General features: G+C 72.8%; 21 protein-coding genes. 13 read left to right on the plus strand and 8 right to left on the minus strand.

Annotated elements, in window-relative coordinates; all coding sequences use genetic code 11:
- The first annotated feature begins 18 nt into the window (after positions 1-18).
- Positions 19-696 carry a response regulator transcription factor gene (locus AB0C35_RS25405; protein WP_358460453.1) on the plus strand — a complete coding sequence of 226 codons (678 nt, stop codon included), beginning with the start codon at positions 19-21 and terminating at the stop codon, positions 694-696.
- Positions 697-776: 80 nt separating this feature from the next.
- Here AB0C35_RS25405 and AB0C35_RS25410 read toward each other — a convergent pair whose 3' ends face one another.
- Entirely contained in the window at positions 777-2,156 is a 1,380-nt protein-coding gene (locus AB0C35_RS25410) for a hypothetical protein (RefSeq protein WP_358460330.1), read from the minus strand.
- Positions 2,157-2,479: 323 nt separating this feature from the next.
- The gene (locus AB0C35_RS25415; protein ID WP_358460333.1) at positions 2,480-2,983 is read right to left on the minus strand and encodes a hypothetical protein; all 504 of its coding nucleotides are present in this window, start codon (positions 2,981-2,983) and stop codon (positions 2,480-2,482) included.
- Between the two features lie 98 nt (positions 2,984-3,081).
- Between AB0C35_RS25415 and AB0C35_RS25420 the strand changes: the two genes are divergently transcribed.
- The 4 genes from AB0C35_RS25420 to AB0C35_RS25435 all read left to right on the plus strand — a co-directional run bounded on the left by AB0C35_RS25420 (position 3,082) and on the right by AB0C35_RS25435 (position 8,077).
- Positions 3,082-4,461, plus strand: coding sequence for a HAMP domain-containing sensor histidine kinase (locus AB0C35_RS25420; protein WP_358460336.1), 1,380 nt, complete (start codon positions 3,082-3,084; stop codon positions 4,459-4,461).
- Positions 4,462-4,653: 192 nt separating this feature from the next.
- Positions 4,654-4,953 carry a DUF1905 domain-containing protein gene (locus AB0C35_RS25425; protein ID WP_358460339.1) on the plus strand — a complete coding sequence of 100 codons (300 nt, stop codon included), beginning with the start codon at positions 4,654-4,656 and terminating at the stop codon, positions 4,951-4,953.
- 35 nt (positions 4,954-4,988) lie between these two features.
- The gene (locus AB0C35_RS25430; RefSeq protein WP_358460342.1) at positions 4,989-6,290 is read left to right on the plus strand and encodes an MFS transporter; all 1,302 of its coding nucleotides are present in this window, start codon (positions 4,989-4,991) and stop codon (positions 6,288-6,290) included.
- On the plus strand, positions 6,287-8,077 hold the full coding sequence (locus AB0C35_RS25435; protein WP_358460345.1) for a sugar-binding domain-containing protein: 1,791 nt from the start codon (positions 6,287-6,289) through the stop codon (positions 8,075-8,077). Before AB0C35_RS25430 ends, AB0C35_RS25435 begins: the two co-directional genes overlap by 4 nt.
- Here the strand turns inward: AB0C35_RS25435 and AB0C35_RS25440 are convergent.
- The 3 genes from AB0C35_RS25440 to AB0C35_RS25450 are packed head-to-tail and all read right to left on the minus strand — an operon-like array spanning position 8,040 to position 11,030.
- Positions 8,040-9,026, minus strand: a complete 987-nt coding sequence (locus AB0C35_RS25440) for a DUF2804 domain-containing protein (RefSeq protein WP_358460348.1) — start codon at positions 9,024-9,026, stop codon at positions 8,040-8,042. The two genes, AB0C35_RS25435 and AB0C35_RS25440, sit on opposite strands and share 38 nt — an antisense overlap.
- Before the next feature lie 32 nt (positions 9,027-9,058).
- A complete protein-coding gene (locus AB0C35_RS25445; RefSeq protein ID WP_358460351.1) occupies positions 9,059-10,396 on the minus strand; it encodes a carotenoid oxygenase family protein in 1,338 nt (445 codons plus the stop codon).
- Positions 10,397-10,403: 7 nt separating this feature from the next.
- Positions 10,404-11,030: a TetR/AcrR family transcriptional regulator gene (locus tag AB0C35_RS25450; protein ID WP_358460354.1), complete on the minus strand. Its 627-nt coding sequence runs from the start codon at positions 11,028-11,030 to the stop codon at positions 10,404-10,406.
- A gap of 234 nt (positions 11,031-11,264) precedes the next feature.
- On the opposite strand from AB0C35_RS25450, the gene hpnC reads away from it, so the two are divergent.
- The 6 genes from hpnC to hpnH all read left to right on the plus strand — a co-directional run bounded on the left by hpnC (position 11,265) and on the right by hpnH (position 18,289).
- Complete coding sequence (gene hpnC, locus AB0C35_RS25455) at positions 11,265-12,131, plus strand: squalene synthase HpnC (RefSeq protein WP_358460357.1); 867 nt, start codon at positions 11,265-11,267, stop codon at positions 12,129-12,131.
- 65 nt (positions 12,132-12,196) lie between these two features.
- Positions 12,197-13,048 carry a presqualene diphosphate synthase HpnD gene (hpnD, locus tag AB0C35_RS25460; RefSeq protein ID WP_358460360.1) on the plus strand — a complete coding sequence of 284 codons (852 nt, stop codon included), beginning with the start codon at positions 12,197-12,199 and terminating at the stop codon, positions 13,046-13,048.
- On the plus strand, positions 13,045-14,376 hold the full coding sequence (hpnE, locus tag AB0C35_RS25465; RefSeq protein ID WP_358460363.1) for a hydroxysqualene dehydroxylase HpnE: 1,332 nt from the start codon (positions 13,045-13,047) through the stop codon (positions 14,374-14,376). The genes hpnD and hpnE overlap by 4 nt, the downstream gene beginning before the upstream one ends.
- Positions 14,373-15,383, plus strand: a complete 1,011-nt coding sequence (locus AB0C35_RS25470; protein WP_358460366.1) for a polyprenyl synthetase family protein — start codon at positions 14,373-14,375, stop codon at positions 15,381-15,383. Before hpnE ends, AB0C35_RS25470 begins: the two co-directional genes overlap by 4 nt.
- Complete coding sequence (gene shc / locus AB0C35_RS25475) at positions 15,383-17,281, plus strand: squalene--hopene cyclase (protein WP_358460369.1); 1,899 nt, start codon at positions 15,383-15,385, stop codon at positions 17,279-17,281. Before AB0C35_RS25470 ends, shc begins: the two co-directional genes overlap by 1 nt.
- Positions 17,282-17,284: 3 nt before the next feature.
- The gene (gene hpnH / locus AB0C35_RS25480) at positions 17,285-18,289 is read left to right on the plus strand and encodes an adenosyl-hopene transferase HpnH (protein WP_358460372.1); all 1,005 of its coding nucleotides are present in this window, start codon (positions 17,285-17,287) and stop codon (positions 18,287-18,289) included.
- A gap of 31 nt (positions 18,290-18,320) precedes the next feature.
- Here hpnH and AB0C35_RS25485 read toward each other — a convergent pair whose 3' ends face one another.
- Positions 18,321-20,315: a phosphatase PAP2 family protein gene (locus AB0C35_RS25485; RefSeq protein WP_358460375.1), complete on the minus strand. Its 1,995-nt coding sequence runs from the start codon at positions 20,313-20,315 to the stop codon at positions 18,321-18,323.
- A gap of 194 nt (positions 20,316-20,509) precedes the next feature.
- Here AB0C35_RS25485 and AB0C35_RS25490 point away from each other — a divergent pair, with 194 nt between their 5' ends.
- Together AB0C35_RS25490 and AB0C35_RS25495 are read left to right on the plus strand one after the other, a co-directional pair.
- Positions 20,510-21,187 (plus strand): PadR family transcriptional regulator, encoded by a 678-nt coding sequence (locus tag AB0C35_RS25490; protein ID WP_358460378.1) that lies wholly within the window; start codon positions 20,510-20,512, stop codon positions 21,185-21,187.
- A 2-nt stretch (positions 21,188-21,189) separates the two neighbouring features.
- Positions 21,190-21,699 carry a DUF1707 domain-containing protein gene (locus AB0C35_RS25495; protein WP_358460381.1) on the plus strand — a complete coding sequence of 170 codons (510 nt, stop codon included), beginning with the start codon at positions 21,190-21,192 and terminating at the stop codon, positions 21,697-21,699.
- Here AB0C35_RS25495 and AB0C35_RS25500 read toward each other — a convergent pair.
- Positions 21,691-22,335, minus strand: coding sequence for a response regulator transcription factor (locus AB0C35_RS25500; RefSeq protein WP_358460384.1), 645 nt, complete (start codon positions 22,333-22,335; stop codon positions 21,691-21,693). The two genes, AB0C35_RS25495 and AB0C35_RS25500, sit on opposite strands and share 9 nt — an antisense overlap.
- A complete protein-coding gene (locus tag AB0C35_RS25505; RefSeq protein WP_358460387.1) occupies positions 22,332-23,696 on the minus strand; it encodes a histidine kinase in 1,365 nt (454 codons plus the stop codon). The genes AB0C35_RS25500 and AB0C35_RS25505 overlap by 4 nt, the downstream gene beginning before the upstream one ends.
- Positions 23,697-23,751: the final 55 nt, after the last annotated feature.

Below are 23,751 nucleotides of genomic sequence, written 5' to 3' on the forward strand. Positions count from 1 at the left end.
ATGGTCTATCGTCCGATCGTGGCTACCGTGTTGCTGGTTGAAGACGACGAGCATGTCCGGCAGGCGTTTCTCCGGGAACTGCGGGATTTGGGGCATGCGGTGCGCAGCGCCGCGCGGGCGCTGGACGCGCTGCGGGACGTGGCGGCCGACGCGCCCGACGTCGTGGTCCTCGACCTGGGGCTGCCCGACCTCGACGGCGGTGAGGCGCTGAAGATGCTGCGCGCCGTCTCGGACGTGCCGGTGATCGTGGCGACGGCCCGCGACGGCGAACAGGAGATCATCCGCCTCCTGCAATCGGGTGCCGACGATTATCTGGTCAAGCCTTTTTCGGCCGGCCATCTGCATGCCCGGATCGAGGCGGTGCTGCGGCGGGCTCGGACGGAGACCCGGCAGAAATCACTCGTGGTCGGGGAACTCATCGTCGATATCGACCGGCGGCAGGCGAAAATGGGCGAGAACGTCCTGCAACTGTCCCGCAAGGAATTCGACATGCTGGCGTTCCTGGCCCGCAACGCCGGGCGGGTCGTGACCCGGCGGGAACTTCTCATCGAGGTGTGGCAGCAGCCCTACGGGGACGACCAGACCATCGATGTGCACCTGTCGTGGCTGCGCCGCAAACTGGGCGACCGCTCCGCCGCGCCGCGCTATCTGCACACCGTGCGCGGCGTCGGGGTGATGCTGGCGGCACCCGAATGACCGGCGGCTCAGCCACCGCTCGGCGTGACGCGCCACACCGCCACGTCGACAGGTGATCGCCTGCACCGTGGCCGGACGTGTCACTTCTTGGGGACGTAGAGGCGGATGTCGTCGATCTTCGCCGAGCCCTCGTAGTAGTTCAGGTGCGGGTCGCCGATGATGAAGGAGTCGGGGTAGGCCGAGCCCGCGGGCCAGGTGTGCTCGGTGGTGTAGGTCCCCGCCGGGCCCTTGTGCGTGATCTGCTGGTCGAACCGTCCGTCGTACTCACCGGGGGTCTGGTTGTAGTGCCAGATCGGCCGGCCGTCCTCGACGAAGGCGTGGTGGTACCGGAGCGTGGCCTGCCCGATGTGGCGGAACGGGCCGCTCATCTCGACGGTGTAGCCGGTGGCGCCGCGTTCGACCGCGAACCGGTAGGACTCCTGCGGCATCAGCTCCGGCTGGAGCTCGGCGCTGGTGAGCAGGTCCCGGTACTTGCCGTCGGGGCCGAACGTCCCGTCGCCCGAATAGTTTCCGCAGGCGGTCTTGTAGTAGTACTCGGTGCCCACGTTGTTGTTGCGGGTGATCTTGTCGCCGCGCGGGAAGATGGCGTTGACCCCGTTGAACGTCCCGTCCGGCGCCCCGTAGATCTCGCCGGTCTTCGGATTGCAGACGCCGTTGTTCTGGGACCAGCGGGCGTTGCTGAAGTACCCGTCCATGATGACCTTGCGCCGGTAGTGGATGCCCGGGTTGCTGTGCGGCGCCGGGGTGGCGTAGTCGAGGACGGTCATGTAGTAGAAGCCGTTCTCCTGGCGGACGTCGCCGTACTCACAGCGCGTCTTGCCGGGCTGCGCGCCCTGGAACGTCCAGGGGTAGCCGGTCTTGCACGGTTCCTGCGTGTAGCCGTTGTACTTGCCGTCGTACTCGAAACTGCCGTCGCGCTTGCCGCCGAAGTCGATCCCGCGCAACGTCATCTCCACCCGGTAGCGCGGGGGCAGCGGCCTGGTGGGCCGGATCAGCACCCCGGCGTCCCAGCTCGGCTCGGACAGCTGCGCCACCTTCTCCCCGCCCGGCAGCCGCGCGGTCGACAGGCCCGGCTGGGAGTCGGGACGGCCGTCCTTGTCCTTGTCGACGGCGGCGATCTCAGCGGTCAGCCAGCCCCGCTTGCCGAACTCCACGCGCTTGCGGAACACGTTCAGTGAGGCGAGCTGCTCCTCGAAGGCGGGCCCGCTGATCTTCTTCCACACCTCACCGTCGTCATCGAACTGGTCGACGTGCCACGGGCTGTCCGGCCCCTGCGGATCCAGACGCCACGGAGCCTCGTCCACGGTCAGCGGCCGGCTGAACCCCTCCTGCGCCACCAGGACCCAGCCCTCACGCGCCACAGGCGACGACTGCGCGACCGCGACGCCCTGCACCGCAGGGGAGGCGCTCACCGCCGCCACCGCCACGACCGCCACTGGAACCTTCCAACGTCCGTTCACGACGTTCCCTCCAACTCCTGAACGGCATGGCGATGGATCAGCCGCCGATACGCCGGGCCACGCTCCGTAAATTGGTAAGGACCAATTAGTGGCCCCCAGGTGGACCAGTGGGCTTCCGTGCCAGTTGACGACGCCTGCAGCCCGCACGGGCGGACGACTCGCCCCGCCGATTGGTAAGCGCACGAACCGGGGCCACGTCCCATGCTCGGAAGAACTTCGCGAGCGAATCGAACGCCGAACGCCTCTCGCCCACCCGTTCTCATGGTGGGCAACAGTAATTGAATCCTGATCGACTGGTCAATACCACTTGGCCTGATATCGGCTCAGTACTCGTAGACCTGGATGATCGGCGGATGGCCGTTCCATTTCGCGAACACCGCCGAGCCGTGGACGTCATCGGTCAGATCGACGCGCAGCCACTTGGACTGCCGCCACACCTTGGCGCGGAAGCCGTTGTCGGGCGTGGCCGACACCAGCCGCGCCTCGTCGCCGGACAGCGCCAGCACGACGCGTCCGGACTTGACCGTGTAGGTGCGCACCGTCTCGCCCGGCGCCTGGGACGGCTTCGGGGACGCCGACCGCCCGCCACCGGCGGCCGTGGACGTGCCACCGGAACCGGGGCGCGGCGAGGACGAGGTGGGGGACGGGGAGGGCGCCGGTTCGGCGGAGGCCCCGGAGGAGGGGGCCGGTCCCGGTGGCCGCCCCTGCCGGACGGGCACCTCGGCGGCGAGGTCGGGGCCGGCCAGGGTGGTCCCGCGCATCGCGTCCCCCACACCGGCCCAGCTGATCACCATGCCGGTGACCGTGGTGGCCACCCAGACCGCCATGAAACCGATTCTTGCTTGCACAAGCCTCTTTCCCGTCATCGGAGCTTATCTTTCTCCCGTGAATCGACTGGTCCGCCGTCGGTGGAAGGAGATGCCGGATGAGAACCTCGCTGGCACGGATCGCGACGGCGGTGACGGCGATGGTGGCGCTGTCGTTCGTCGTTCCGCTGGGGCTGCTGAACGGCCAGATGGCGCGGGACCGGGCGCTGACCGCGGCCGAACGGCAGGCCGCCTCGCTGGTGCCGGTGCTGACGGTCACGGGCGACCCGGCCGCGCTGGACGACGCGGTCGGCTCCGTCCCGGCCGGGACGGCGGGACGGCTGGCACTCCATCTGCCCACCGGCGAGGTGCTGGGGTCTCCGCACGCCCCGCCCGCCGACCTGGACGCGGCGCGGCGGCAGAGCCGCACCGCCACCGTCGCGGCGCCGGGCGGGCAGGTGCTGCTGCGGCCGGTGCTGCTGGAGGCCGGGCGGCTGGCGGTCATCGAGGTGTACGTGCCGCAGGAGGAGCTGAGCCGGGGCGTCGCCAAGTCCTGGCTGGTCCTCGCCCTGGTGGCGCTCGCGCTGGTGCTGGTGTCGGTGGCGATGGCCGACCGGCTCGCCAAGCGGGTGGTGCGGGCCGCCGACCGGCTCGTGCAGGCGGTGACGCACGTCGCCGCGGGCGACCTGGCGGCGCGCGTCGATCCGCAGGGGCCGGCGGAGCTGCGCGCGGCCGGGGAGGCGTTCAACCACATGGCCGACCGGCTCGCCCGGCTGCTGGCGGCCGAGCGGGAGGCCGGCGCCGACCTGTCCCACCGGCTGCGGACCCCGCTGACGGCCCTGCGGGTCGATCTCGACGGGCTGGCCGCCAATCCCGGCGATCTCAGCCGGCTGGCGCAGAGCCGCAGCGCGCTGGAACGGGTGGAGACGGCGGTCGACGACATCATCGCGGCGGCGCGGCGGCCCGCCGGGACGTCCGGCAAGGCGGTCGCGGCGGCGGCGGGCTGCGACGCGGCCGAGGTGGTCCGCGGGCGGCTGCGGTTCTGGTCGGCGCTGGCCGAGGACCAGGACCGCGGCTGGGACCTGGCCGGCGCCGAGGGGCCCGCGCCGGTCCCGGTCGCCGAGGCCGACCTGGCCGCGGCGCTGGACGCGCTGATGGGCAACATCTTCCGGCACACCCCGCACGGCACCGCCTTCCGTCTCACCGTCCACCGCGGCCGGCACTCCACCGGCCTGCTGTTCAGCGACGCCGGTCCCGGCATCGCCGACGCCGGCGCGGCACTGCGGCGCGGTGCCAGCGGCGCCGGGTCCACCGGACTGGGCCTGGACATCGCCCGGCGCCTGGCCGAGTCCACCGGCGGGTCGCTGCGCGTCGGCACCTCACCGCTGGGCGGCGCCCACATCGAACTGTGGCTGCGCACCGCCCCGAAGCCGTCCCCCCGGCGCTCGGCCCGCCGCGCCGAGCGGCGTGCCGACCGTCAGTCACAGCGTTCCAAATGAACGACCGCGCCGGCCCGGCCCCCCGATGTCTTATTCAGGTCTTAAGGAAACGCTGAAACGTCGTTATGGGAGGTGTGCGGCTATGGGATGCGGGTGTGCGGCTGAGCGGGCGGCGATGAGTTCCGCCGTCCCGGGTGGTCTCAACCGGTGACCGTCGAACCAGGGGCCGCTGGGCCCCGGGAAGGACACCGGATGACCACGAAGGCCGGCGGCAAGCAGTACGAGCTGGACGTGCGGTTCACCGTGCCCCTGCAGAAGAGCCCGGCCAAGGGCGGCTGGACGTACGTCGTCTGGCCCGAGTCCGCGGCGTTCTTCAGGACGCGGGGGCTCGTCAAGGTCAGGGGGACCATCGACGGGCACCCGTTCGAAGGCTCCTTCATGGCGCTGGGGGACGGCACCCACAAGCTGGCGGTGAAGGCCGAGATCCGGCGGGCGCTCGGCAAGGAGGCCGGCGACGACGTCACCGTCCACCTGGAGGAACGCCTCGGGTGAGCCGGCAGTAAGTACTCCTTGTACTGTTCTCGTCCGTGACGACTGATTCGACCGTTCCACTGGGGCGACGGCTCTGGACGATGCTGGTCATCCTCGGTTTCGTCGGGCAGCTCGCCTGGACGGTCGAGAACATGTACCTCAACGTGTTCGTCTACGACACGATCAGCGGCAATCCCGATGTGATCGCGGCGATGGTGGCGGCGAGCGCGGTGGCGGCCACGGTGGCGACGCTGACGATCGGGGCCCTGTCCGACCGGATGGGACGCCGGCGGGCGTTCATCGCCGCCGGGTACGTCGTGTGGGGGCTGTGCACCGCCGCGTTCGGGCTGATCAGCGTGGACTCCATGGCGGCCGTCGCGCCGGTCGCCGACGCCGTCGCGGTCGCGGTGGTCACCATCGTCCTGCTCGACTGTGTGATGTCGTTCCTCGGTTCGGGCGCGAACGACGCGGCGTTCCAGGCGTGGACGACCGACGTGACGCGGACGGAGAACCGCGGGCGGGTTGAGGCGGTGCTGGCCGTCATGCCGCTGATGTCGATGCTGGTGGTGTTCGGCGGCTTCGACTGGATGACGCGCGACGGCCGGTGGTCGCTGTTCTTCCTCGTCATCGGCCTGATCATCGCGGCGGCCGGGGTCGTGGCATGGGTGTTCGTCCGGGACGTCCCGGTGGAACGGCAGGCCGGCGGGTACCTGAACGCCCTCGTCCACGGGCTGCGCCCGAGTTCGATGCGCGCGAACCCGGGGCTGTACTTCGCGCTGTCGGCGTGGTGCGTGTGGGGCGTCTCCACGCAGGTCTTCCTGCCGTATCTGATCATCTATCTGGAGCGGTACCTGGAGATCGAGGGGTACGCGCTGGTGCTGGCGGTGGTGCTGACCGGAGCGTCCGCCGTCAGCGTCCTGTCCGGGCGGATCATCGACCGGGTCGGGAAGGTCCGGTTCCTCACCCCGGCGATCGCGGTGTACGGGGCGGGGCTGCTGCTGATGCCGCTCGCCCGCGACATGATCACGGTGATGGGCGCCGGGCTGGTCCTGATGTCGGGGTTCATGCTCGTGCTGGCGCCCATCGGCGCGCTCGTCCGCGACTACACGCCGCCCGGGCGGGCCGGGCACGTCCAGGGCCTGCGGATGGTGTTCGCCATCCTCATCCCTATGATCATCGGACCGTATCTCGGCGCCGCCGTCATCAAGGGCGCCGACGAGCGCTACGAGGACCTCGGCGTCCTCAAGCACGTCCCGACGCCGGCGATCTTCCTGGCGGCGGCGGCCGTGCTCGTGCTGATCGTCCCGCCGGTGCTGGCGCTGCGGCGGGACACGACGAAGAGGGAGGCCCTCCGGTGACGCTGCTGACGCGGTGGGGCGCCGAGCTGGACCCGGACGCGGTGCTGCCCGAGTATCCGCGGCCGCAGCTCGTCCGCGACGGCCACCTCAACCTGAACGGACGCTGGGAGTACGCGTTCACCGGCGGGGGACGGCGGCAGCCCGCGGAGTACGACGGCGAGATCATCGTGCCGTTCTCGCCCGAGTCGCCGCTGTCGGGCGTCGGGCGGCAACTCCGTCCGGACGAGACGCTCTGGTACCGGCGGACCGTCGACCTGCCGGACGGGTTCCGGCCCGAAGGCCACCGGGTCCTGCTGCACTTCGGCGCGGTCGACCAGACCTGTCACGTGTTCGTCAACGACATCGAGGTCGGCGGCCATGAGGGCGGCTACCTGCCGTTCTGTCTCGACATCACCGACGCCTTGCGGGACGGTTCCGGCACGCTCGTCGTCGAGGTGCGCGACCCGTCCGATACGGGCGACCGGGCGTGGGGGAAGCAGAAGCTCAAGCGCGGCGGGATCTGGTACACGGCGCAGTCCGGCATCTGGCAGACCGTGTGGATCGAGTGCGTGCCCGCCGTCCATGTCGAGCGTCTCACCCTCGTCCCGCACCTGGACGAGTCATGCGTCGAGGTGACCGTCCACGCCGAGGCGGACCAGCCGGCGCAGATCCAGATCCACGCGGAAGGCGAGGTCGTCGGGCAGGCCGACGCGGCTCCCAACGAGGCGGTGCGGATCCCGGTACCGGACGTCCGGCCGTGGAGCCCCGAGGACCCGTTCCTCTACGACGTCACGGTCCGGCTGGGCGACGACCACGTCGCAGGCTACTTCGGCATGCGGTCGTTCGGCGTGGGCCCCGACGAGAACGGGACGCCGCGGCTGCTGCTCAACGGCCGCCCGTACTTCCACGCCGGGATCCTCGACCAGGGCTACTGGTCGGACGGCATGTACACCGCGCCGTCCGACGAGGCGATGGTGCACGACATCGCCACGATGAAGCGGCTCGGCTTCACGATGCTCCGCAAGCACATCAAGGTGGAGCCGCTGCGCTGGTACCACCACTGCGACCGGCTCGGCATCCTCGTCTGGCAGGACATGGTGAACGGCGGCGGCCCGTACCGCCCGGCCGTGATCACCCCGCCCGCCGTGGTCCCGATGCGGCTCGGCGACGGCAGGCACGAGTGGTTCGGACGGGCCGGCGCCGGCGGCCGTGAACGCTTCCGCGAGGAGATGCGGGAGACGATCGGGCATCTCCGGAACGTGGTGAGCATCGCCGTCTGGGTGCCGTTCAACGAGGGCTGGGGCCAGTTCGACGCGGCCGCCGTCGCCGCCGAGGTCAAGGCGCTCGACCCGACGAGGACCGTCGACCACGCGAGCGGCTGGCACGACCAGGGCGCGGGCGACCTGAACAGCCTGCACGTCTATTTCCGGCGTTTCCGCGTGCCGCGCCGCAGCGACCCGCGCGTGCTCGTCCTGTCCGAATACGGCGGATACAACCTGCGGGTGGACGGCCACGCGTTCAACGACAAGGACTTCGGGTACAAGCGCTACGACTCCGCCGGGCGTCTCGGGGCCGCGTTCGCCCGGCTGCACGCGCAGCAGATCGTCCCGGCGATCCCGCGCGGGCTCAGCGCGACCGTCTACACGCAGCTGTCGGACGTCGAGGACGAGCTGAACGGCCTGCTCACCTACGACCGCGAGGTCTGCAAACTCCCCGAGGATCTGGTCCGCTCGGTCAACGCGAGGCTCCGCCTCACCGGCGGGACGGGCCTCACCAGCGCTGGCGGGCCTCCTCCGCCCACCCGGTGAGGCCGTCGAAGTCGATCCACGTCCCGTCGTCGGTCCGGGCGCGCCCGCTGAAGCGCCCGAAGCACTGGTGCGTCTCGGTGCCGACGATCCCCAGTTCCGTGCGCGCGACCTTCTCGTGGAACGGGTGGAACTTCGCCTCGACCCGGCCGCCGGTGATCGTCCACGGGCGCGTCCAGTCGGCGCGGTCGTAGTTCCAGTCGAGCTCCTCGCCGATCTTGTGCAGCCGGCCGTCGACGAACAGCGCGTTCTCCGTCATGCCGGTGCCGTCGGTCCATTTGCCGCCGAGCTGGAGCGCCAGGCCCGGCCCGCAGGCCGCCGCCCAGTTCCACGTCATCCGGTACGGCCACTTGCCGCGCCCGTGGTCGAGGACGGCGAACGAGCCCTCCCCGATCTCGTGCTCACCGGACGGGAGCAGCAGCCGCCCCGTCACCGGCCGCCCGAGGTCCTTCACCGTGTACTGGAACCGCCGGGGCCCCCAGGGGATCACGACGCCGAGCGACTCGTGGCCGTCCGGCAGCGGGATCTCCACATCGAGATCGAAGCCGGCGCCGGGCGCGAGCGCCCGCACCCGGGAGCCGCCCGGATGCTGCCGGACGCCGACCGCCACTCCCCCGCCCCGCGCGGACGCCTCCCCCACGCCGCTGCGATCGGGGAAGGCCGCACCGCGCGCCAGCGGGACGACCGCGTCCTTGCCGATCTCCTCCCCGGTCTTGCGGTCGAGGACGTAGACGCCGTGCACCCCGGCGTAGTCCAGCGACGAGGCGACGAGCCCGATGATGTGCCGGGGCGTGACGATGCCCCAGTACTCCCAGCGCTTGGCCCGTCCCCAGCCGCGCAGGTTGGCGCGGTGCAGGGGGCGACGCGTCCAGCCGACCGCGTCCGGGTTGAGCCGCCCGTCCGGCAGGCACAGGTCGACGGCCTCGGTGATCTCGCGTTCATGGGTCGGCATTCCCCGAGCCTAGCCACCGGAGGCCGGTCGGCTCAGGACGGGTCCGGGGCCCAGGAACCGTGGAAGCCGAGGGGGACGCGGACCGGGAGGTGGACGGTCGCGACGGGTTCGCCGGTGAAGTCCTGGGACGCGATGATGACGAGGTCGGTGGCCCCCCGGACGGGGTCGAACACCAGGGCCATCAGGTAGCCGTCGTCCTCGGCGGAGTCGGGCGCCGACGGGACGAACACGGCCTCGCCGACGCCGGAGCCCGCGGGGAACAGGCGCGTCTCGGACGATCCGCCCCGGTAGTCGTGTTTCATCATGCCCTCGCCGGCCTGGTTCTGGACGGCGGCCTCGGCGGTGACGGTGTAGCCGTACCGGTGCCGCCGCGTGCTGAGCCGCTCGTCGACGCGCGGGAACTCCTGCGCGCGGTCGTCGACGGTCTCCTGCACGACCTTCCCGGCGGCGGGGTCGATCGTCCAGCGGTCCAGGGTCGGCGGCGGGTTGCCCTCCAGCCGTCCGCCGTGGAGGAAGCTCGGGAAGCGGGCCAGGTCCACGACCACCTGGTCGCCGTCGTCGTAGGCGTTGAGGGTGTGGAAGACCCAGCACGGCGGGATGTCGATCCAGCGGACGTCGTCGGCGCCGCCGTCGCGCGGCATCACGCCGACGCGGGCGGGGTGGGCGTCGTTCCACGCGTACGGGAGGCGCGCCCCCGCCTCGGCCATGGCCATCGAGAACGTGATGGGCAGGTCGTAGATGATCACGTACTTCCGCGTCAGTGCGAAGTCGTGCACCATCGGGCCGTCGGAGACCGGGATCTCCACCGAGCGGGTGATCTCGCCGGAGGCGCTCAGGACGGTGTACTCCAGGTGCTCCCAGCCGAAGAAGTACCCGACGGCGTGCAGTTCCCCGGTCTCCGGGTCCGCCTTCGTGTGGGCGGTATAGCCGCCCTTGAGGGTGCCGCCGAAGTCGCACGGGCCGAGGGTGCGCAGTTCGTCGTCGAGCCGGTACGGCCTGGCGCCCGCCTCGACGAGGGCGAGGGTGTCCCCGTTGTGGGCGATGACGTTGGTGTTGGGCGCCATGTCGAAGTTCTCGACGACCGGTCCGGCGGGCCACGGCTCGCCGAGCCGCTCGGCGACCTTCTTCGAGCGGACCCAGCGGTTGCGGTACCACTCGGCGCGGCCGTCGCGGAGCCGGACGCCGTGCACCATGCCGTCGCCGAGGAACCAGTGGTAGGACGGGTCGTCCTCGATCCCGATCGGGTTGGGGCCGATGCGCAGGTAGCGCCCGCGCAGGCCGGACGGGACGCGTCCGGTGACGGGCAGGTCGTGGGCGGTGACCTCCTCGGTGACGGGTGCGAGGAGCCCTTGCAGGTAGGGGTTGGTCATGATGGCCTCACTTCCGGGGGGTGACGAAGAAGCCGGACGACGCGCCGCGCATGAGGGTGTCGACGACCGTGTCCGCGTCCGGCAGGTGGCCGTCGAGTTCGAGGCTGACGAAGCCGTGGATGGCGGCCCAGAACGAGGCGGCCACGTGCCGGGGCGGCGCGTCGATGAGCAGGCCGGCGGCGGCGCAGGCGGCCACGGCGTCCTCCAGGATCATGTACGCGGACAGCGCCGTGGCCAGGGCCTTCTCACCGGGCTGGAAACCGGGGACCGGCTCGCCGAACATCAGCCCGTAGTAGTTGCGCTCGGCGAGCGCGTTGGCCCGGTAGGCGAGCCCCAGTTCCCGCAGGTGGACGCGCGGGTCGGGGTCGTGCGGGACGGCGGCGAGGCGCCGGCGGAACCGCTCGAAGCCCTCGATGTAGAGCGCCTCGGTGAGCCCGGCCTTGCCGCCGAACATGCGGTACAGGACGGTGGTGGAGCAGCCGGCCTCGGCGGCGATCCGGCGCAGCGCGAGCGCCTGCGGGCCCTCGGTCGCCAGCAGCCGGCTCGCGGCGTCCAGCAGCGTGGTGCGGATCGCCTCGTCGCCCTGCCGCTGTGCCAGCTCGAAAGCACTCGGAGCCGCGGTGTCCCCCGCCATCGACCAACCTCTCAGTAACGACGTTTTCCTTACGTAACATCGTTATCGCACACCGGACGAGAGAAGGTCAACCCTCGGGCTGGGGAGCGGGTCACGATGCCGACGACGCGGCCCGGCCCGTACCAGCCGGGTACGGCAAGGAGCCGCAAGCTCGCCCCTCATGATCGGGAAGCTGACTAACTCCATACCTTGGCCGGGGTTTTTCCGGTGCCGGTCCTGCCGATCACCATGAAGGTGATCATTGAATCGCGCTGGAGCGCCGACGAGCACGATCGCGCACTGGACCGGCTCGCCGCCCGGGAGAACTTCCCGGTCGCGGCGCGGCTGCTGCCGGCCCGGCACCGCGCCGGCCTGCGGGCCGTCTACGGCTTCGCGCGGCTCGTCGACGACATCGGCGACGAGGCGCCGCAGGAGCAGCGCGCCAAGCTCCTCGGCCTCGTGGACGACGACCTGGACCGCGTGTTCGCCGGACGGACGCCGAACCTGCCGCAGTTACGGAGGCTGGCGGAGACGGTGCACGCCAACCGGCTTCCGGCGGAGCCGTTCCGCGACCTGGTCCGGGCGAACCGCCAGGACCAGGCCGTCCACCGGTACGAGACGTTCGCGGAGGTCACGGAGTACTGCGCGCTGTCGGCCGCGCCGGTGGGACGCATCGTCCTGCACCTGTTCCGCGCGCACCGGCCCGCCCTCGTGGCGGCGTCCGACGACGTGTGCACGGCGCTGCAGCTCGTCGAGCACTGCCAGGACGCCGGGGAGGACTACAGGAACGGGCGGATCTACCTGCCCGGGGAGGACCTGCGGCGGTTCGGCTGCGCCGAGGAGGACCTGGCCCGGGCGGTGACGCCGACACGGCTGCGGGGCGTCCTGGCGCTGGAGGCGAACCGGGCCGCCGATCTCCTGGACCGGGGGGCCGCGCCGCTGATGGCGGGCCTGACCGGGTGGGCGCGGTTCGCCGTGGCGGGCTACGTGGCCGGAGGCCGCGCGGCTCTGGCGGCACTCACGCGCGCCCGTTACGACGTGCTCGCGCATCCGCCGCGTCCACGACGGGCCGGTGTCCTGGCCCGGTGGGCGCGCGCGGCCGGCAAGGGGGGAACGAAGTGATGGCGGTTTCGGAGGCTTGTGAGCGTTCCGAGCGTGTTTTCGAGGCGTATCGGCACTGTGAGCGGGTGGTGCGTGAGGAGGCCCGCAACTTCTCCTACGGGATCCGGCTGATGCCCGTCCCGAAGCGGCGGGCGATGAGCGCGATCTACGCGTTCGCGCGCGGCGTCGACGACGTCGGGGACGGCCCGGAGCCGGCGTGCGTGCGGCTCGACCTGCTCGACCGTTCGCGGCAGCGGCTGGCGACCGTGCAGGACGTGCTGCGGCGGCGCATCGACGTCGCCGCGCTGGAGGGGCATCCGGTGCTGACCGCGCTGGCGGACGCGGCGGGCCGCTACCCGATCCCGCTGGACGCGTTCGACGAGCTGATCGACGGCTGCGAGGCCGACGTGCGGGGCGCCGACTACGCCACGTTCGACGACCTGCTGCGCTACTGCCAGCGGGTCGCGGGGACGGTCGGGCGCCTGTCGCTCGGGGTGTTCGGCTCGGACGGGCGGCAGCGGGCCGAGGGCCTCGCGGACTCGCTCGGCGTCGCGCTGCAGCTCACCAACATCCTGCGGGACATGCGCGAGGACCGGATGGCCGGGCGGATCTACATCCCCGCCGAGGACCTGGAGCGGTTCGGCTGCACGCTGGAGCTGGACGAGTCCGGCATGTTCGTCGACCCGCCGTGGCGGCTGAACGAGCTGGTCGGCTTCCAGGCGGAGCGGGCGCGAGCCTGGTACGCCGAGGGGCTGCGGCTGCTGCCGCTGCTGGACCGGCGCAGCGCCGCCTGCACGGCGGCGATGGCGGGCATCTACCGGCGGCTGCTGGAGAACATCGCGGCGCGTCCGTCGGCCGCGCTGAACACCCGGGCCTCGCTGCCGACGTGGCAGAAGGCGGTGGTGGCGGCACGCGCGCTGTCGGGGGTGGAGCGGTGAGCGTCGTCATCGTCGGCGGGGGGCTCGCGGGCATCAGCGCCGCGATCGCGCTGCAGGAGTCGGGTGTGCCGGTCACGCTCGTGGAGTCCCGGCCCTGGCTGGGCGGCGCCACGCATTCGTTCCTGCGGGGCGAGCTGTGCGTCGACAACGGGCAGCACGTCTTCCTGCGGTGCTGCTCGGCGTACCAGGGGCTGCTGCGCAGGCTGGGCGCCGACCACCTGGTGGAGACGCAGGACCGGTTCGACGTCCCCGTCCTGCTGCCGGGCGGCGAGGCGGCGCGGCTGAGGCGGTCGAACCTGCCCAGCCCGCTGCACCTGCTGCCCGCGCTGGCGGCGTATTCGCCGCTGTCGGCCGCCGACCGGATCCGGGCCGTCCGCGCGTCGGTCGGGCTCCGGCGGCTCGATCCCGCCGACCCGGCGCTCGACGCCGTGTCCGCGGGGGCGTGGCTCGCCGAGCGGGGGCAGCGGCCGTGGGCCCGGCAGGCGCTGTGGGGGCTGTTCATCACGGCCGCGCTGAACGCCGAGGTCGACGACGCGGCGCTCGGCCTGTCGGCGATGGTGTGCCGCCGCGCCCTGTTCGGACGCGCCGACGCCGCCGACATCGGGCTCCCGCGCGTCCCGCTGGAGGAACTGCACGGCGGCCCGGCGCTGCGGCGGATCGCGGAGATGGGCGGGACCGTCCGCCTCAAGGCCAAGGTCGAGGCGGTCACCACCGACCCGAAGGTCGTCGTGGACGGCGCCCCCGTCGCCGCCGACGCGGTGATCATGGCGGTGCCGCACGACGCGGCGGCGCGGCTGCTGCCCGCGCAGGCGCTGCCCGACCCGCTGCGCTGGCCCGAGCTGGACGCCAGCCCGATCGTGAACGTGCACGTCGTCTACGACCGGAAGGTCATGCACGAGCCGTTCGCCGCCGCCGTCGGCTCGCCCGTCCAGTGGGTGTTCGACCGGACGGCGGTGAGCGGGCTCCGCCGGGGCCAGTACCTCGCGATCTCGCTGTCGGCCGCCGACCGGTGGGTCGACATGCCGACCGCCGAGCTGCGCGCCCGGTTCGTCCCCGAACTGCGGCGGCTGCTGCCCGCCGCGCGGGGCGCCGCCGTCGTGGACCTGTTCGTCACGCGGGAGCGGCGGGCGACGTTCCGGCAGCGTCCCGGCAGCGCGAGCGCCCGGCCCGGCGCGGCGACGCGGGCGCCGGGCCTGTTCCTGGCCGGCGCGTGGACCGACACGGGCTGGCCGGACACCATGGAGGGAGCAGTGCGCAGTGGCCTCACCGCCGCCCGCCTGGCCCGCCGCCACCTGGACGGCCACCTGGAGAGGGTGAGGAACCGATGACCGCTGTTCCGGTCTCGATGACCGATGTCCGTGAGCTCGTCGACGGCGCGCTGCGCGCCGCGGTCGGCCGGCTCGACCCGCGCACCTACCGCGTCGCGGCCTACCATCTCGGCTGGGCGGACAAGGAGGGCCGTCCCCGCAAGGCCCCGGCGGGCAAGGCGCTCCGCCCGGCGCTGGCGCTGCTTTCGGCCCGCGCCGCCGTGGCGCCGCCGGAGAGCGCCCTGCCGGCCGCCGTCGCGGTCGAGCTGACCCACGCGTTCTCGCTCCTGCACGACGACATCATGGACGGCGACCGGACGCGCAGGCACCGCCCCGCCGCGTGGACGGTGTTCGGCGAGGCGTCCGCGATCCTGGCCGGTGACGCGCTCCTCGCCCTCGCCGGCGAGGTGCTGCTGGAGGCGCCGGGCCAGGGCACGGCGCGGGCGGCGCGGACGCTGGCGGCCGCCACACGCCGCCTCATCGCGGGCCAGGCGCTCGACATGGACCTGGAGACCCACCGGCGGATCGGCCTGGACGAATGCATGTCGATGGCGTCCGACAAGACCGCGGCGCTGCTGGCGTGCTCATGCTCGATCGGCGCCGTCCTGGACGGGGCGCCCGAGCCCCTCTGCTCCGCGCTGGAGGCGTTCGGCGCCGACCTCGGGATCGCGTTCCAGCTCGCCGACGACCTGCTCGGCATCTGGGGCGACCCGGCGGCCACCGGCAAGCCCGCGCTGTCGGACCTGCGGTCCCGCAAGATGTCGCTGCCGGTCGTGGCGGCGCTGAGCGCCGACGCGCCCGAGGCGGCGCGGCTCGCCGAGCTGTACGCGCGGCCCGGCCTGTCCGAGGACGACCTGGCCGAGGCCGCCGCGATGGTGGAGGCGGCCGGTGGACGCGCCTGGGCGGAGATGGAGGCCGAGAGCCGCATCCAGCGCGCCGCCGAGCATCTGGTCACGGCCCGGCTGCCCGAACCCGTCCGCGCCGACTTCCTGCACATCGCCGACTTCGTCACCGGACGGGACCACTGATGACAGCGACGCAATCGCCGGAGGCCCCGCGGCCGCCGGAGGCCGCGCAGACCCGGACGGCCGCCGAGGCCCTCGACGCCGCACGCGAGCATCTGCTGCTCCTCCAGTCGCCTGAAGGGTGGTGGAAGGGCGAGCTGCAGACCAACGTCACGATGGACGCCGAGGACCTGCTGCTGCGCGAGTTCCTCGGCATCCGCACCGGCGGCGACACCTACGAGGCGGCCCGCTGGATCCGGTCGCAGCAGGCCGCGGACGGCACCTGGGCGAACTTCCACGACGGCCCGCCCGACCTGTCCACGACCGTCGAGGCGTACGTGGCGCTGCGGCTCGCCGGGGACCAGCCCGACGCCGGTCACATGATCCGCGCCGCCGCCTACGTCCGCAGCGAGGGCGGCGTCCCGGCGACCCGCGTCTTCACGCGGTTCTGGCTGGCGATGTTCGGCCGGTGGCCGTGGGACGAGCTGCCGGTGCTGCCGCCCGAGATGATGTACCTGCCGCGCTGGTTCCCGCTGAACGTGTACGACTGGGCGTGCTGGGCGCGGCAGACGATCGTCCCGCTGTCGGTGGTGGGCGCGCTGCGTCCCGTCCGGCCGTTGCCGTTCGGGCTGGACGAGCTGACCCCCGACTACGACGTCCCGCGGCGCCGGAGGCGGGCCCTGCCCGGGTGGGACGAGGCGTTCGGGACGCTCGACAAGGCCCTGCACGTGTACGAGCGGCGGCCCGTGAAGGCGCTGCGGAGGGCCGCGCTGCGCCGCGCCGGCGAGTGGATCATCGCGCGGCAGGAGCGCGACGGGTCGTGGGGCGGGATCCAGCCGCCCTGGGTGTACTCGCTGCTCGCGCTGAACCTCCTCGGCTACGGCCTCGACCACCCCGTCATCCAGCGCGGCCTGGACGGGCTCGAACGGTTCACGATCCGCGACGAGAAGGGACGGCGGCTGGAGGCGTGCCAGTCCCCCGTCTGGGACACCGTCCTCGCCATGAACGCGCTCGCCGACGCCGGCCTGCCGTCCGGGCACCCGGCCCTGGAGCGGGCGGCGGACTGGGTGATCGGCGAGGAGGTCAAGGGGCCCGGCGACTGGTCGGTGCGGCGCCCCGGGCTGCCCCCGGGCGGCTGGGCGTTCGAGTTCGACAACGACTGCTACCCCGACGTCGACGACACCGCCGAGGCGGTCATCGCGCTGAACCGCGTCCGGCATCCGCGCGCCGAACCGGCGATCGAGCGGGGCGTCCGCTGGATGGCCGGGATGGTGTCCGGGGACGGCGGGTTCGGCGCGTTCGACGCCGACAACACCCGCGCGCTGTGCCGCAGGCTGCCGTTCTGCGACTTCGGGGAGGTCATCGACCCGCCGTCCGCCGACGTCACCGCGCACGTCGTGGAGGCGATGGCGCATCGCGGCATGGCCGACTCGCTGCTGGTCAAGCGAACCGTGGTGTGGCTGCTGAAGGCGCAGGAGGCGGACGGGTCCTGGTTCGGCCGGTGGGGCGCCAACCACGTGTACGGGACGGGCGCCGTCGTGCCCGCGCTGATCGCCGCGGGCGTCCGGCCGGGCAAGCCGGTGATCCGGGACGCGGTGGGCTGGCTGGAGCGCCACCAGCGCGACGACGGCGGCTGGGGCGAGGACCTGCGCTCCTACCGCGACCGGTCGTGGGTCGGGCACGGCGCCTCGACGCCGTCGCAGACCGCGTGGGCGCTGATCGCGCTGCTCGCCGCCGGTGAGCGCGGCCCGTCCGTCGAGCGCGGGATCCGGTGGCTGGCCGAGCGCCAGCGGCCGGACGGGACGTGGGACGAGGAGCACTTCACCGGCACCGGCTTCCCCGGCGACTTCTACATCAACTACCACCTGTACCGCCTGGTGTTCCCGCTGTCGGCGCTCGGCCGGTACCTGAAGGGTGTGTGAGACATGGCGATGCCACTGCGCCAGAGCCTGCGGGTCGGCGGGTACGTGCTGCGCAACAAGCTGGCGGGACGGTCGAAGTTCCCGCTGCTGGTCGAGCTGGAGCCGCTGTACGCGTGCAACCTGGCGTGCGCGGGCTGCGGGAAGATCCAGCACCCGGCGGACGTGCTGAAGCAGCGGATGCCGGTCGAGCAGGCCGTCGCGGCGATCCGCGAGTGCGGCGCGCCGATGGTGTCGATCGCGGGCGGCGAGCCGCTGATGCATCCGCACATCGGGGAGATGGTCGCCGAGCTGGTCGGGATGAAGCGGTACGTGTTCCTGTGCACGAACGCGGCGCTCATCCCAAAGAAGATCGAGCAGTTCGAGCCGTCCCGCTACTTCGCGTGGGCGGTGCACATCGACGGGCTGCGCGAGCGGCACGACGCGTCCGTCTGCAAGGACGGCGTCTTCGACCAGGCGGTGGACGCGATCAGGATGTGCAAGGAGCGCGGGTTCCGGGTCACGACGAACACGACGGTGTTCAACACCGACACCCCGCAGACCGTCATCGACGTCCTCGACTACCTCAACGACGACCTGCGCGTCGACCAGATGATGATCTCGCCCGCGTACGCCTACGAGAAGGCGCCCGACCAGGACCACTTCCTCGGCGTCCAGGAGACCCGGAACCTGTTCCGGAAGGCGTTCGCGGACGGCCGGCGCAAACGCTGGCGGTTCAACCACTCGCCGCTGTTCCTGGACTTCCTCGAAGGGAAGACCGACTTCCCGTGCACGGCGTGGGCGATCCCGTCGTACTCGCTGAAGGGCTGGCAGCGGCCCTGCTACCTGATGGACGACGGCTACGTCGACACCTACCGGGAACTCGTCGAGACGACCGACTGGGACGCCTACGGGCGGGGGCGCGACGACCGGTGCGCGAACTGCATGGCGCACTGCGGCTACGAACCCACCGCCGTGTTCGCGACGATGGGTTCGCTGAAGGAGTCGCTGCGCGCGGTGCGCAGTATCTGACCCGCTCCGGTCTGACTCGGTCCGGTTCGTTTCACCCGGGCTCGTCCCGCAGTTCCTCGATCACGTCGTGGACGGCCGTCATCAGCGCGTCGGCGTCGCCGGTGAGCCCGGGGTCGAGTGAGAGGCCGAAGCACAGCTCGCCGTCGATGCCGAGACCGGCGATCGCGAACGGCGCGCCGGGCGCGAGGGGGACGATCGGGTACACGGCGGTGAGCGGGGCGCCGGCCAGGCGCAGCGGCCGGTCGGTCGCCGGGAGGCTCGAAACGGTCCCCTGGAGGAACCGGCCGCTGTAGGACATCCGGGCGAAGCGGGCGTGCAGGGGCACCGGCATCAGCCGTCCCGCCTGCCACATCACGAACCACGCCGCCTGCGCCCTGGTGCCGGACCGCAGCACCCGGCCGCGCTTGGCGATCAAGGCGAGCCGGTCGGTCTCGGACATCTTGCCGACCGGCAGGTCCACCATGACGGCGGTGGTGTGGTTGCCGACCATCGCGCTGCCCGGCGGCCGCATCATCAGCGGCACCGCGACGCGGCACGTGCCGGGCAGCCCCGGCCCGTGCGGCGGGTCCTCGCTGACGACCCGGTTCAGGGCGCCCGCCACCGCGCAGAGGACGACGTCGGTGACGCGGGCGCCGTGGCGGCGGCCGACGTCCCGGACCGCCGCCAGCGGCAGGCGCATGGTGCTGTACCGGCGCTCGGACGTGCCGGCTGCGGGCAGCCGCTCCGGGCGGGTGACGGCGGTGGCGAGCTGCGCGAGCCCGATGACGGTGGCGAGCGCCTTGCGCAGCGGCCTGCGCGGCGGCATCGGGACGGGCTCGGGCGGCGGCTCCATCAGGTGCACCGCCTGCGCCACGATGCCGACCCCGTCGGCGACCACGTGGTGCATCAGGTACACGACGGCGGTCCGGCCGGGCTCGGCGCCCTGCAGCACGACCATCCGCCACGGCGGCCGGTCCAGCGGCAGGGCCTCGGACTGGATCTCGGCGACGGCGGCGCGCAGCCCGGCCATGCCGTCGACGTGCCGCTCGGTGACGTGCCATTCCCAGTCGACCGGGTCGTGGTCGCGCCAGACGGGGCGGCGCCAGCGGCCCCGCCGGACGAGCCGCTGCCGGAACCGGGGCAGCCCGTCCAGCCGCTTGCCGATCTCCCGGACGAGGTCGGCACGGCCGACGTCGCCCCGCGAGGTGTCCAGCATGATCACGCCGCCGGCCTGCTGGGGCGCGGCGGGCGTCTCCACCGCCATGAAGAAGGCGTCCGGCCCCTCGACCTTCGGGGCCGGGGGGCGAGAGATGCGCTCGGCGATGTACACCGGCACGGCGACGAACGGGACGGCGGCGAACGCGTCCATCAGGAAGTGGTTCGCGGTGGCCATGATGACGTAGAGGGTCACCAGGACGTGCACGACGTTGAGCACCTGCACCCAGCGCTTCGCCTTCACGCGGGCGAGCTCGACGCCGACCCACATCGTCCAGGCCATGTGCAGCGACGGGACGGCCGCGAGCTGGTCGGCGTGCTCGACCAGCGGCGACCCCCACGATCCCCAGGTGCCGCCGAGGAAGACGGTGTCGATGTACCCGTGTTCGGGCATGAGCCGCGGCGGCATGACGGGATACAGGACGAAGCAGCTGAGGCCCGCGAGGTTCATCAGGATGAACGCGTTGCGGGCCGTCCGGTAGCGCTCGGGGTGGCGCACGAACAGCCAGGCCAGCAGGGCGAGCGCGCTGGCGATGTAGGTGATCGCGTACTCGTAGTTCGCGAGCACCCGCACGATGCCCTGGTCGGCGAGCCATCGGTTGAGGGACAGCTCGATGTCGATGTGCAGGGCCTTCTCGAGGTTGTAGATCGCCTCGCCGTGCTCGCGCGCCGACCCGATCCTGGCCTGCTGGGGGAGGCTCGCCACCAGGACGTACACGCCGAACAGCGCCAGCCCGAGCAGCAGTTCCCGGCGGACGCTCAGCCGCCGCCGGCTCGCCGCGCCCTTCGCGAGCACCGTGTCCCGCACGGTCACCGCTTCCTGTGTGCCCATCGTCCTCCCCATACGCCTGATTACCCAAGATTCCCGCGATCAGACGGTGGCGGCCCGAAACGGAGACCACGTCCGGATCACCGCTCGGGAAACGGCATGTTACCCGGGAACAATCTGGCCCTTCCGTACGTCTTCGATATATCGTTGGTGTATCGCGAGAGATCAAAGAGTGGTCTCAGAAGGTGGTGTAGAACATGGGACACAGGCATGCGCACGGCGGCCCCTGGGGACGCGGCGACTTCCCGAACCTCGGCTGGCTGTTCGGCGGCGGTCCCGGTCCCGGACCGTGGGGCCCGCCCGGCGGCTTCGGCCCCGGACCGCGTCCCCCATGGGCGCGCGGGCGCGGCGGGCCCTGGGGCCGGGGACCCAAGGCGCGCAAGGGGAACGTCCGCGCGGCGATCCTCGTCCTGCTCGCCGAGGAGCCGCGCAACGGCTACCAGATCATCCAGGAGATCAACGAGCGCAGCGGCGGCGCGTGGAAGCCGAGCCCCGGCGCGGTGTACCCGGCGCTGCAGCAGCTCGCGGACGAGGGCCTGATCGCGGGCGAGGAGGAGGGCGGGCGCCGGTCCTTCCACCTCACCGACGAGGGCCGCGCCCACGTCGAGGAGAACGCCGCCCGGCTGGCCGAGCCGTGGGCGGAGATGACGCCCGAGTACGGCGAGGGCGTCCCCGAGCTGTTCAAGCAGGCCGCGCAGACCGGGGCCGCGGTGATGCAGATCGTCCACTCCGGGTCGGCGGAGCAGGTCGCGCAGGCCAAGGACGTCCTGTCGGGCGCGCGGCGCGACCTCTACCGCATCCTGGCCGACGACATCGACGGCGCGGACGCCGACGACGACACCGGCGACGCGGGCCCGACGGCCGAGCGGGAGTGACCATGACACGCGACGAAATGCGCATCGGCGACGCCGAACGGGACGCGGTCATGGTCGCCCTGCACGACCACTTCGCGGCGGGACGGCTCGACCGCGGCGAGCTGGACGAGCGCATGGACGCCGTGCTGTCCGCCAAGACGCACGGCGACCTGCGTCCGCTCGTCCGCGACCTGCCCGCCCCGACCGGCCTGCCGGAACCGGAGAAGCAGGCGCCGGCGGCCGTCCCGTGGGGGCCGGGCGCGGCGGTGATGTTCGGCGGCCCGATGAATCCCGCGTGGCGGCATCACGCCCGGCACATGGGCCACGGCCACGACCGGCACATGGCGCGGGGCCGTCACCGGCACGGGCCGTTCCCGGCGTTCCCGCTGCTGCTCGGGGTGTTCCTCGTGCTGGCGTTCACGGCCGGGCCGGGTGCGGGGCTCTTCGCGGTCCTGCAGATCGCGCTGGCCGTCTGGGTCGTCCGCGCGGTCCTGCTGGCGTTCGGCGTACGCCGCTCCCGCAGGTCAACGTAGGCCCGCGTCGCGGGCCAGGAGGCCGGCCTGGGTGCGGTTGGCGCAGCCGAGCTTGTCGAGGAGGCGGGAGACGTGGCCCTTGACGGTGGCCTCGCTGAGGTGGAGGCGTCCCGCGATCCGCGCGTTGGACAGGCCCTCACCGAGGCAGGCCAGCACCTGCGTCTCCCGCTCGGTGAGGCCGCCGACGAGCGCGCGGACGCGGTCGCGGCCGGACGCGCGGGTCTCGGCCGTGCCGAGCAGCCGCATGGTCGCGGCGGCCGACATCACGGTGTGCCCGTCGGCGGCGACCCGGACCAGCTTCACCAGGTCCTCCGGAGGCGTCGACTTCAGCAGGAAGCCCGCCGCGCCGGCCCGCAGAGCCCGGATGACGTACTCGTCGGCGTCGAACGTCGTCAGCGCGACGACGACGGGCGGGGAGCGCAGCGCGGTGATCCGCTCGGTGGCGGCGAGGCCGTCCACGCCCGGCATCCGCAGGTCCATGAGGACCACGTGCGGCCGGTACCGGACGACGGCCTCGACGCCGGCGGCCCCGTCGCGGGCCTCCCCGACCACCTCGATGTCGTCGGCGGCGCCGAGGATGGTGCGCAGATGCGCGCACACCATCGGCTCGTCGTCCACCAGCAGCACCGTGATCAAGGGACGAGCCCCTGTTCGGGCGCGGCGACGGGCAGGTAGGCGGGCAGCGACGCCTCGACGCGGAAGCCGCCCGCGGACGGGCCCGCCGTGAACGTCCCGCCGATCAGCTCGACGCGTTCGCGGAGGCCGTCGAGGCCCGTCCCGGACCCGCTGGCCGCCAGTGCGGCGTCCGGCTCGCGGGACGCGGCCGCGTTGCGCACGGTCAGCGCCACGCCGTCGGCCCGGTAGCGGACCTCCACGCGGACGGCGGCGCCCGGCGCGTGCTTGCGCGCGTTGGTCAGCGCCTCCTGCACGACCCGGTAGGCGGTGCGTCCCACGGCGGGTGAGGCGGGCGGCGGGTCGCCGTGCTCGGCCAGCTCGACCGGGACGCCCACCGCGGCGGACTCGGCGACCAGCGCGGACAAGTCCGGCAGCGGCTCGGCGGCCGGCCCGGACGTCTCCTCGGGGTCGCGGCGCAGGAGGCCGATGACGTCGCGGAGTTCTTCGAGGGCCTGGCAGCCGGTGCCGCGCAGCTCCTCGGCGGCCGTGCGGGTCGGCTCGTCCGGCGCCCGCACGCGCAGCGCCCCAGCCTGCAGCACCATCAGCGTCACCCGGTGCGCGACGACGTCGTGCATCTCGGCGGCGAGCCGGGCGCGTTCCTCCGCGCGGGCCCGCTCGGCGAGCAGGTGCCGCTCACGCTCGGCCCGTTCGGCCCGTTCGGTGAGGGCCTGCACGACACGGCGGCGCGCGGCGGCGTACATGCCGAGCAGCGCCCCGCCGATCACGACGGCCATGCTGCGGAAGACGATCCCTTCGACGCTTCCGGTGTCCTGGGCGACGATGCTCCGCAGCGCCGACTCGGGGAGGACGTCGTCCAGGCAGCCGATCGCGACGAGCAGCGCGGCGACCGGCAGCCAGCGGACCCAGACGGGGCGGGCCCCCTCGCGGGGGAACGCCATCACCGCGTACGCGGCCAGCGGCGCGGTAGGCGGCCACCAGATCGCCGGTTCGACGGTCCGGTCGGCGTCCACCCGCAGCAGCGTCCCCGGCGCGGCCAGCTCCACCAGCCACACGAGCACGGCGAGCCCGGCGGTGATCCACGCGACCGTCATGGGCGCGCGGCGCCGGAGCACCAGGGCGAACGCGGGCACCAGGAACAGCACCGGCAGCACGCCGCCGTGCCAGCGGATCATCGTGTCCGGGCCCGCGGCCGTCCACCAGCTCTGGGCCGCGCCGCACAGCACGACGACGGCGTCGGCGACCCGGTCACGGGGCCGTCCCGGTGGGAGGAGCCGCGCGAGGAGGGGACGCGGCGAAGGCATGCGCACGCCCGTTCCCTGTGGGAGGACGACCCCCCGCACCCCCCGCTTCGCTTCGCTCATCCCATTACCGTACGCACCCCGGCGGGGCCTGCCACCCCTACGAAAGTCGCGTCGC

Source organism: Spirillospora sp. NPDC048819 (genome assembly GCF_040650055.1).
Lineage (GTDB): Bacteria > Actinomycetota > Actinomycetes > Streptosporangiales > Streptosporangiaceae > Spirillospora.

Bases quoted from the DNA above. Each gene is read 5' to 3' on its own strand.
- AB0C35_RS25415 (WP_358460333.1), bottom strand. From the start codon at position 2,983: ATGGCGGTCTGGGTGGCCACCACGGTCACCGGCATGGTGATCAGCTGG.
- AB0C35_RS25420 (WP_358460336.1), top strand. From the start codon at position 3,082: ATGAGAACCTCGCTGGCACGGATCGCGACGGCGGTGACGGCGATGGTG.
- AB0C35_RS25425 (WP_358460339.1), top strand. From the start codon at position 4,654: ATGACCACGAAGGCCGGCGGCAAGCAGTACGAGCTGGACGTGCGGTTC.
- AB0C35_RS25440 (WP_358460348.1), bottom strand. From the start codon at position 9,026: ATGCCGACCCATGAACGCGAGATCACCGAGGCCGTCGACCTGTGCCTG.
- AB0C35_RS25445 (WP_358460351.1), bottom strand. From the start codon at position 10,396: ATGACCAACCCCTACCTGCAAGGGCTCCTCGCACCCGTCACCGAGGAG.
- AB0C35_RS25450 (WP_358460354.1), bottom strand. From the start codon at position 11,030: ATGGCGGGGGACACCGCGGCTCCGAGTGCTTTCGAGCTGGCACAGCGG.
- AB0C35_RS25470 (WP_358460366.1), top strand. From the start codon at position 14,373: ATGACCGCTGTTCCGGTCTCGATGACCGATGTCCGTGAGCTCGTCGAC.
- shc (WP_358460369.1), top strand. From the start codon at position 15,383: ATGACAGCGACGCAATCGCCGGAGGCCCCGCGGCCGCCGGAGGCCGCG.
- hpnH (WP_358460372.1), top strand. From the start codon at position 17,285: ATGGCGATGCCACTGCGCCAGAGCCTGCGGGTCGGCGGGTACGTGCTG.
- AB0C35_RS25485 (WP_358460375.1), bottom strand. From the start codon at position 20,315: ATGGGCACACAGGAAGCGGTGACCGTGCGGGACACGGTGCTCGCGAAG.
- AB0C35_RS25490 (WP_358460378.1), top strand. From the start codon at position 20,510: ATGGGACACAGGCATGCGCACGGCGGCCCCTGGGGACGCGGCGACTTC.
- AB0C35_RS25495 (WP_358460381.1), top strand. From the start codon at position 21,190: ATGACACGCGACGAAATGCGCATCGGCGACGCCGAACGGGACGCGGTC.
- AB0C35_RS25505 (WP_358460387.1), bottom strand. From the start codon at position 23,696: ATGAGCGAAGCGAAGCGGGGGGTGCGGGGGGTCGTCCTCCCACAGGGA.